9 protein-coding genes and 1 pseudogene are annotated in these 8,769 nt (G+C 67.2%); 4 read left to right on the forward strand and 6 right to left on the reverse strand.

What is annotated here, in order from left to right:
* Positions 1-522: SPOR domain-containing protein (locus SJH88_RS17420; protein WP_274755217.1), on the forward strand; the 522-nt coding region annotated here is incomplete at its 5' end.
* 81 nt (positions 523-603) lie between these two features.
* Here the strand turns inward: SJH88_RS17420 and SJH88_RS17425 are convergent.
* Together SJH88_RS17425 and SJH88_RS17430 are read right to left on the reverse strand one after the other, a co-directional pair.
* Positions 604-1,575, reverse strand: coding sequence for a tripartite tricarboxylate transporter substrate binding protein BugE (locus tag SJH88_RS17425; protein WP_274755218.1), 972 nt, complete (start codon positions 1,573-1,575; stop codon positions 604-606).
* Between the two features lie 155 nt (positions 1,576-1,730).
* On the reverse strand, positions 1,731-2,699 hold the full coding sequence (locus tag SJH88_RS17430) for a tripartite tricarboxylate transporter substrate binding protein BugE (RefSeq protein ID WP_042415960.1): 969 nt from the start codon (positions 2,697-2,699) through the stop codon (positions 1,731-1,733).
* Positions 2,700-2,838: 139 nt separating this feature from the next.
* Here SJH88_RS17430 and SJH88_RS17435 point away from each other — a divergent pair, with 139 nt between their 5' ends.
* Positions 2,839-3,810, forward strand: a complete 972-nt coding sequence (locus tag SJH88_RS17435; protein WP_260675651.1) for a LysR substrate-binding domain-containing protein — start codon at positions 2,839-2,841, stop codon at positions 3,808-3,810.
* A 22-nt stretch (positions 3,811-3,832) separates the two neighbouring features.
* Here the strand turns inward: SJH88_RS17435 and SJH88_RS17440 are convergent, their stop codons facing one another.
* The 3 genes from SJH88_RS17440 to SJH88_RS17450 form a co-directional block, all read right to left on the reverse strand.
* A complete protein-coding gene (locus SJH88_RS17440; RefSeq protein ID WP_260674439.1) occupies positions 3,833-5,305 on the reverse strand; it encodes a sensor histidine kinase N-terminal domain-containing protein in 1,473 nt (490 codons plus the stop codon).
* Between the two features lie 69 nt (positions 5,306-5,374).
* Positions 5,375-6,049 carry a response regulator gene (locus SJH88_RS17445; RefSeq protein ID WP_042415966.1) on the reverse strand — a complete coding sequence of 225 codons (675 nt, stop codon included), beginning with the start codon at positions 6,047-6,049 and terminating at the stop codon, positions 5,375-5,377.
* Between the two features lie 192 nt (positions 6,050-6,241).
* Entirely contained in the window at positions 6,242-6,745 is a 504-nt protein-coding gene (locus SJH88_RS17450) for a MarR family winged helix-turn-helix transcriptional regulator (protein ID WP_260674440.1), read from the reverse strand.
* 140 nt (positions 6,746-6,885) lie between these two features.
* Between SJH88_RS17450 and recA the strand changes: the two genes are divergently transcribed.
* Both recA and recX read left to right on the forward strand, forming a co-directional pair.
* The gene (recA, locus tag SJH88_RS17455) at positions 6,886-7,998 is read left to right on the forward strand and encodes a recombinase RecA (protein WP_042415972.1); all 1,113 of its coding nucleotides are present in this window, start codon (positions 6,886-6,888) and stop codon (positions 7,996-7,998) included.
* 75 nt (positions 7,999-8,073) lie between these two features.
* On the forward strand, positions 8,074-8,535 hold the full coding sequence (gene recX, locus SJH88_RS17460; RefSeq protein ID WP_042415975.1) for a recombination regulator RecX: 462 nt from the start codon (positions 8,074-8,076) through the stop codon (positions 8,533-8,535).
* A gap of 27 nt (positions 8,536-8,562) precedes the next feature.
* Here the strand turns inward: recX and SJH88_RS17465 are convergent.
* Positions 8,563-8,769, reverse strand: a pseudogene (locus SJH88_RS17465) (hypothetical protein); the annotation flags it as partial.

The following is an 8,769-nucleotide window of genomic DNA, read 5'->3' on the forward strand; positions in this document are numbered from 1 at the left end:
CCTGCGCCCGACGTGGCGCTGCCGGCCCCCACCGCGCCCGTGGCCGCAGCGGCCGCGGCGCCCGAACCCCTGGTCTGCCTGCAGACCGAGAGCATGGACGAAGCCCAGGCCAACCGGCTGCGCCAGGCCCTGCGCCAGAGCGAGCTGCCCGCCAGCAGCTGGGAATGGCAGACCAGCGCCGTGGCGGGGCGCTGGATGGTCTACGTCGGCAAGTTCGCCAACGAGACGGCGCTGGAAAAGCGCCGGGCCGAGTTGCGCGCGCGCAAGATCGGTTTTGACCGGGCGGGCGGCAGCCTGGAGCCCGGCCTGTCCCTGGGCCGCTTCTCGACCGAGGAAGCCGCCACGCGCGAGCTGACCAACATGCTGAACCAGGGCGTGCGTGGCGCCCGCGTGGTGCAGGAGCGCGCCGCACAGACGCTGTACACCCTGCGCCTGGCCCAGCTGACGCCCGCGCAACGCAGCAGCCTGCAGGCCTTGCGCCCGGCCTTCGCGGCCAAGCCGCTGCGCCCCTGCGGCGACTGAGCGCCCGCCACAGGTCTCTGCGCTACAAAAAACGGCCCCGTTGCCGGGGCCGTGTGGTGGTGAGTTGGGCGCGGTATGCGCTCAGTCGATGCTGATGCCCGCGGCCGCCGCCACGCCCTTCATCTTGGCGACTTCGCTGGCGATCTGCTTGGTGAAATCGGCACTGGAGGTGCCGGACACGAACAGGCCCTGGGCATCCATGCGTTGCTTCACGGCGGGGTCCTTCAGGGCCTCGGCCACGGCCTTCTGCACGCGGGCCACCTGCTCGGGCGGCGTGCTCTTGGGCGCAACCAGACCGAACCACGAAGGATCGTTCAGCTCGGGGTGGCCGACCTCCTTGTAGGTGGGCACATCGGGCAGCACCGCCAGGCGTTCGTTCCAGGACACGGCGATCGCGCGCAACTTGCCCGCCTTGACGTGGGGCAGCGAGGACGCCACCTGGTCGAAGTACACCGGCACCTGGCCGCCCAGCACGTCATTGACCGCCGGACCGGCCCCACGGTAGGGGATGTGGACCATGTCCACGCCGGTGGATTTGATGAACTGCGCGCCCCACATGTGACCGATGGTGCCGTTGCCCGGGGTGGCATAGCTGACCTTGCCGGGGTGGGCCTTGAGGTAGGCCACCAGCTCGGCAAAGTTCTTGACCGGAATGATGGACGGGTTGATCACGATGACGCCCGGCGCCTTGACCACTTCCGTCACCCCGACGAAGTCCTTGACCGCGTCGTAGGGCAGCTTCTTGTAGACGGCGGGATTCACCCCGTGCGTGGACAGGGTGGCCACGCCGAAGGTCAGGCCATCGGTGGCGCGCGCCACCTCGGTCATGCCGATGGAGCCGCCGGCACCGGCCTTGTTTTCAATCACCACGGGCTGGCCCAGCAGGCGGGACAGTACATCCTGCATGTTGCGCGGCACCATGTCGGTGGCCCCGCCCGGTGGGAAGGGCACCACAATGCGCAGCGCGCTCGATTCCTGGGCGGTCGCGCCCAGGGGCAGGCTGGCGGCCAGCACCGCGGCGGAGAGGGAAGCAAACCATGTGCGTCGTTGCATCAGACAGACCTTTCAAACCATCAAAACCGGCGCGACGCGCGCCTTGGAGGTCGACTGGTATGCAAGCTGCGTGCCATGCCCCACGGCTGCCCCGGGCATGAAAAAACCCGCAGGCGCTGGGCACTGCGGGTGGGCGGGAGACCGGGAGGACCGGATCAGTTCACGCTGATGTTGGCCGAGGCGGCCACGCTCTTCATCTTGGCGACTTCGCTGGCGATCTGCTTGGTGAAATCGGCGCTGGACGTGCCCGAGATGTACATGCCCTGGGCATCCATGCGCTTCTTCACAGCGGGGTCCTTCAGGGCTTCGGCAACGGCCTTCTGCACGCGGGCCACGGTCTCGGCCGGGGTGCTCTTGGGGGCGACCAGACCGAACCACGAAGGATCGTTTAGCTCAGGGTGACCAGCTTCCTTGTAGGTGGGCACATCGGGCAGCACGGCCAGACGTTCGTTCCAGGACACGGCGATCGCGCGCAGCTTGCCGCCCTGGATGTGGGGCAGCGACGATGCCACCTGGTCGAAGTACACCGGCACCTGGCCGCCCAGCACGTCGTTGATGGCAGGGCCCGCACCGCGGTAGGGGATGTGCAGCATGTCCACACCCGTGGCCTTGATGAACTGCGCGCCCCACATGTGGCCGATGGTGCCGTTGCCGGGGGTGGCGTAGCTCACCTTGCCAGGGTTGGCCTTCAGGTAGGCCACCAGTTCGGCAAAATTCTTGGCAGGAATCAGCTTGGGGTTGATCACGATGACGCCCGGGGCCTTCACGATCTCGGTCACGCCGACGAAATCTTCGATCGCGTTGTAGGGCAGCTTGGTGTAGACGGCGGGGTTCACGCCGTGGGTCGACAGGGTGGCGATGCCGAAAGTCAGACCGTCGGTGGCGCGGGCCACTTCGGCCATGCCGATGGAGCCGCCGGCACCGGCCTTGTTTTCCACGATCACGGGCTGACCCAGCAGCTTGCCCAGGACGTCCTGCAGGTTACGGGGCACCATGTCGGTCGAGCCACCGGCAGGGAAAGGCACGATGATGCGCAGAGGGCGCGTATCCTGGGCCACAGCCATGCCGGAGACAGACACTGCTGCAGCGGCGGCAACAGCGGAGATGAAGTGACGACGTTGCATCGTGTGGGCTCCTATGTCGAGAAAGCGGGTTATCTATAAGACCAGCACATAAGGTTAGGGTAAATCCGGGTTGTGACCAAACAAATACTCCTATTGTTATTATTCCCACAAGGAATGCATTCACATGTCCACCAGCTTATTGCCCCTCCGCCGGCTCACGCCCCCCATCCACCTGCTGCGTGCCTTCTCCACGGTCGCGCGGTTCGGCGGCGTCTCGCGCGCAGCCGAGGCCCTGCACCTGACGCAGAGCGCCGTCAGCAAACAGATCCAGGAGCTGGAGAAATGGGTGGGCGTGGACCTGTTCGAGCGCAGCCGCAAACGCCTGACGCTGACGCCGGCGGGCGAGCGCTATGAAAAAGCCGTGCGCGCGCTGCTGTCGCAACTGGAATCGGCCACGCTGGAGTTGATCACCAGCACCGACGGCGGTGGCGCCCTGCACCTGTCCAGCCTGCCCACGTTCGGCGCCACCTGGCTGATCCCGCGCCTGCCGCAGTTCCAGCAGCAGTACCCCCAGGTGACACTGCACTTCGTGCCCTACAGCTACGACCTGGAAAGCCCCAACCTGGACTGCTCCATCCTGTTCGGTGAAGGCCACTGGCCTGGCGCCCGTGCGCACTACCTCGACGGCCAGGATGTGGCCCTGATCGCGCCGCCGGCCAGCTTTGGCGGCCCGCCCATCCGCAGCCCGCACGACGTGGCCCAGTACACGCGCCTGCGCCACCTGACGATTCCGCACGCCTGGCTGACCTGGACCCACGCCTGGGACGTAGAGAACCTGGACCCGCTGGCCGGGCTGCAGTTCGACCAGTTCCAGACCATCATCCAGGCCGTCATGGCCGGCATGGGCGTGGCCCTGGTGCCGCGCTGCCTGGTGGAAGACAAGATTGCCGCAGGCCTGGTCAGCGAACCCCTGCCCGAGCACGGCCTGGTCAGTAACCTGGGCTACTGGCTGTGCTACCCCGAATCGCGCGCCAACATCGCGCCGCTGGTGGCCTTCCGCAACTGGCTGCTGACCCAGGCGCGCCCGTACAGGGAGCCGACCACCACCAGCCTGGCCGCCCAGCAGAAAAGCCGCACCAAGCTGCGCGGCAGCGGCTCGGACTTCACGTAAAACAGGGCCTGGCCCTTGCCGGTCAATCGCTTTCTGCTTCGAAAACAGGCGCTTTGCGCAACGCCGGAAAGCGCACGCTGAACAAGGCGCCGCACGGCTGGCGCTGTGGCTGGGCATCGTCCAGCACCACCTCGGCGCCATGCTGGCGGGCGATCTCCTGCACGATGGGCAGGCCCAGGCCCGAGCCGTCGGCGCCCGTGCCCAGGGCGCGGTAAAACGGCTGGAACACCAGCTCGCGCTCCTCGGGCGGCACGCCCGGGCCGGTGTCCTCCACCTGCAGCAGCACCATGCGCGCCAGCGGGTCGGGCAGCACGCGCGCCGTCACCACCGCCGGCTGCTCGGCGCTGGACGGGCTGTAGTGGATGGCATTCGTCAGCAGGTTGCGCACCAGCTCCTTGAGCAAGGTGGCATTGCCGTGCAGCCAGACGCCGGCACTGCCCGGATCGGCGCCCTCGTAACCCATGTCCACATGCCGGTCCATGGCCAGGGGCAGCAGCTCCTGCACCACCTCGATCACCAGCTGCGCCAGGTCGCAGGGCGCGCGCTGCAGGCCGGCCCCGGCGGCCTCGGCCCGCGCCAACGACAGCAACTGGTTCACGGTGTGGGTGGCGCGGATGCTGGAGCGGCCAATCTGCTCCAGCGAGCGCTTGAGCTCCTCGGTGCTGTTGCCATCGCGTTGCGCCAGGTCGGCCTGCATGCGCAGACCGGCCAGCGGCGTCTTGAGCTGGTGTGCCGCGTCGGCCAGGAAGCGCTTTTGCGTGGCCAGCGATTCGTTGAGGCGGCGCAGCAGGTCGTTCACCGCATCCACCAGCGGCACCACCTCCATGGGCACGCCACGGTGGTTCAGCGGCGACAGGTCCTCGGGCTTGCGCGCCCGGATGCGCTCTTCCAGCCGGTGCAGCGGCTTGATGCCGCGCGCCAACGCCAGCCACACCAGCAGCACGGCCAGCGGCAGGATGACGAACTGCGGCAGCATCACGCCCTTGATGATTTCGGCCGCCAGCACGCTGCGCTTTTCGCGGGTCTCAGCCACCTGCACCAGGGCCAGTTCATCGTCGCCCACCAGGGGCAGGCGCACCCACATGGCGGCCACGCGGATGTCCACGCCGCGCAGCTCGTCGTCGCGCAGCACGACCTCGCCGGCCGGCACCTCGTAGCGCGGGTGCGCAGCGGGAAAGTCGCGGTCGCCCGACAGGTGCTCGCCCTTGTTGTTCAGCACCTGGTAGAACACCATGTCCGACTCGTCGGCGCGCAGGATTTCGGTGGCCGGCAGCGGCAGGTTGAACTGGATGCGCCCGTCGTCCTCGACCATGATCAGCTGGGCCAGGGCGTGGACGTTGTACTCCAGCGCACGGTCGAAGGGCTTGTTGGCCAGCGACTGCGCCACCAGCCAGGTCAGTACCAGGCTCACCGGCCACAGCAGCAGCAAGGGGGTGAGCATCCAGTCCAGGATTTCACCAAACAGGGAGCGCTGCTCGCGCTGGAAGATTTTCACGGGCTGCGACCTGGAATGTGGGTGTTTTCAGCCTCCAGCGCCGATGCAGCAAGCGCCGACAGCTATCGACTATTCGGTGATTTTCTCCAGGCAATAGCCCAGGCCGCGCACCGTGGCGATGCGGATCGGTCCGCGTTCGATCTTCTTGCGCAGGCGGTGGATGTAGACCTCGATGGCATTGTTGCTCACCTCCTCGCCCCACTCGCACAGGCGCTCGACCAACTGGTCCTTACTGACCAGGCGCCCGGCGCGCTGCAGCAGCACCTCCAGCAGGCCCAGCTCGCGCGCGCTCAGCTCCACCATCTTGCCGTCGATGGTGGCCACCCGCCCGGACTGGTCGTAGACCAGCGGCCCGTGCTTGATGGTGCTGCTGGCCCCGCCCATGCCACGGCGCGTCAGCGCGCGCACGCGCGCTTCCAGCTCGGACAGCGCGAAGGGTTTGGCCATGTAGTCATCGGCCCCGAAGTCCAGGCCCTGCACGCGCTCTTCCACGCTGTCGGCAGCGGTGAGGATCAGCACCGGCAGCGCGTCGCCGCGCCCGCGCATGCGCTTGAGCACTTCCAGCCCGTGCATGCGCGGCAGGCCCAGATCCAGGATCAGCAAATCAAAATGGTGGTTGGTGACCAGGGCCGTGTCCGCCTCGGTCCCGCTGGCCACGTGGTCCACCACCGCCCCGGCACCGCGCAGGCTGCGCAGCAGGCCGTCGGCCAGCACTTGGTCATCTTCTGCTATCAGGATGCGCATCGCTTCGTCTCCTTGCCGCGCCGCGATCTGCTGCCACGGGCTGCGGCGTCGTGCCTGCCTTGTCTCCAACGGCACTCCCTGCGCCGTCCATCGGGCCATTCTAGGAGCCGCACTGCAAGCGCCCTACAGGTGTTTACGCGGGTGCTGCAGTGCAGCAGCGCGGCAACCTTGACCCACGTCAAGCCACCCGCGCTAGGCCAGGTCGCCGGCCTCGCTGCCATAGGCGTCCAGCCCCAGGCGCACCACGGTGGCCACCTCCTGACCGACGGACTCGACGAACTCGGCCTCGGCCTGCTGCACGGCGCGCTGGAAGGCCCAGTGCCACTCGCGCCCGGCCTCGGTGTAGACCACACGCTTGGCCCGGCGGTCGTGCGGATCGGCCTGGCGCGTGACCAGGCCCCAGGCCTCGCACTGGTCCACCAGGTCCAGCATGGCCTGCTTGCTCATGCCTGCGCGCTCGGCCAGGTCGGTGATGCGGTCGCCCTGCAGCGACAAGTGCCGCGTGATGTGGATGTGCGCCGCGCCCACCTTGTCGCGCGCCGCCAGGTTGGACAGGGCCAGCGGCGTCTCGTCGTCCTGCGCCATCAGGCTGCGCACGCGCGCATCGAACCTGCGCTGGGCATGGCCCAGCAAGCGCCCCAGGTGCAGGTGGCGCCAGGCTTCATCGGGCAGCGAGGGAGTCACATTCTTCGACATAGTCAGTTTCCAGAAACGTCAAACAACCTGACTATATATTTTTCAGAAAGCACCTACACTACTGTTCAAGCATCCAGCCTGTGAACATGCACAGGGGTGCTAACTTCCACCCCTCTCTGTCTTTTTGCAAGGAAACCGCCATGAACGCCATCGCCCGCAACACCGACGCCAACAGCGAAAAAGCCAAGGCCCTGGCCGCCGCCCTGGCCCAGATCGAAAAGCAGTTTGGCAAGGGCACCATCATGAAGCTGGGCGAGGGCGAGGCCGTGGAGGACATCCAGGTCGTGTCCACCGGCTCGCTGGGCCTGGACGTGGCCCTGGGCGTGGGCGGCCTGCCCCGCGGTCGTGTGATCGAGATCTACGGCCCCGAGTCGTCCGGCAAGACCACGCTGACCCTGCAGGTCGTGGCCGAGATGCAGAAGCTGGGCGGCACCTGCGCCTTCATCGACGCCGAGCACGCGCTGGACACCAGCTATGCCCAGAAGCTGGGCGTGAACCTGAACGAGGTGCTGATCAGCCAGCCCGACACCGGTGAGCAGGCCCTGGAAATCGTCGACAGTCTGGTGCGCTCCGGCGCCGTGGACCTGATCGTCGTCGACTCGGTGGCCGCCCTGGTGCCCAAGGCCGAAATCGAAGGCGAAATGGGCGACCAGTTGCCCGGCCTGCAGGCCCGCCTGATGAGCCAGGCGCTGCGCAAGCTGACCGCCACCATCAAGAAGACCAACTGCACGGTCATCTTCATCAACCAGATCCGCATGAAGATCGGCGTGATGTTCGGTTCGCCCGAAACCACCACCGGCGGCAATGCGCTGAAGTTCTACGCCTCGGTGCGCCTGGACATCCGCCGCACCGGCACCATCAAGAAGGGCGACAACGCCATCGGCAACGAGACCAAGGTCAAGGTGGTGAAGAACAAGGTGTCGCCCCCGTTCAAGACGGCCGAGTTTGACATCCTGTTCGGCGAAGGCATCAGCCGCGAGGGCGAGATCCTGGACATGGCCGTGGAAGCCAAGCTGCTGGAAAAGTCCGGTGCCTGGTATGCCTACAACGGCGAGAAGATCGGCCAGGGCCGTGACAACGCCCGCGAGTTCCTGAAGGAAAACCCCGCGCTGGCCGTGGAAATCGAGAACAAGGTGCGCGAGAGCCTGGGCATCAGCCTGATCCCCGTGGCCGAAGGCGAAGCCGCCGCCAAGCCCGCCAAGGGCAAGAAGGCCGACAAGGCCGTGGCCGATGAAGACGGCGTGATCGGCTGATCACATAGGTCAAAAAAATGGCTGCCAGCGCTGATCTATCAAGCGCTGGCAGCTATTTTTTGAGACTTTCACACCATGGGATTCGACAAACTCTCGCTCACCGGCCGCGCCCTCAAGCTGCTGGGCCAGCGCGAACACGCGCGCCTGGAGCTGGAACGCAAGCTGGCTCCGCACGTGGAAGACGGCGACGACCTGGCCGCCGTGCTGGATGCGCTGGAGGCCAAGGGCTTCATCAGCCCCGAGCGCGTGGCACAGTCCGTGCTGTACCGGCGCAGCGGCAAGCTGGGCAATGCCCGCGTGCTGCACGAGCTGCGCAGCAAAGGCCTGGACGATGCCACCGTGCGCGCGGCGGCCGAGCAGCTCAAGGACACGGAACACGCCCGCGCCTGGGACGTCTGGCAGCGCAAGTTCGGCACCGTGGCGGCCACGCCGCAGGAGCGCCTGAAGCAGATGCGTTTTCTGGCCAGCCGCGGCTTTGGCGGTGACGTGGTCAACAAGGTCTTGCGCGGCCAGTCCCCGGACGGCGAGGAAGGCTGAGCCAGTGCCAGCCACCAACGGTAGGGCCTAGGCGCCCGCGCCGCTGGCCCACAGGCCCAGCACACCCCCGGTCAGCATGGCCAGCAGGCCCAGCGCCACCAGCACCCCGTAGCGCACCCCACCGACCGCGAACGCCAGCGCACCCTTGCTGACGCAGCTGGCGCCCAGCACGGCCAGCGTGCCCCAGCGCCCCACCTCCAGCGGCATGACGCCCTTGGCCACCAGCTGGCCACG

It is taken from the genome of Comamonas sp. GCA5, from assembly GCF_036541385.1.
GTDB classification, from domain to species: Bacteria; Pseudomonadota; Gammaproteobacteria; order Burkholderiales; family Burkholderiaceae_C; genus Comamonas; species Comamonas aquatica.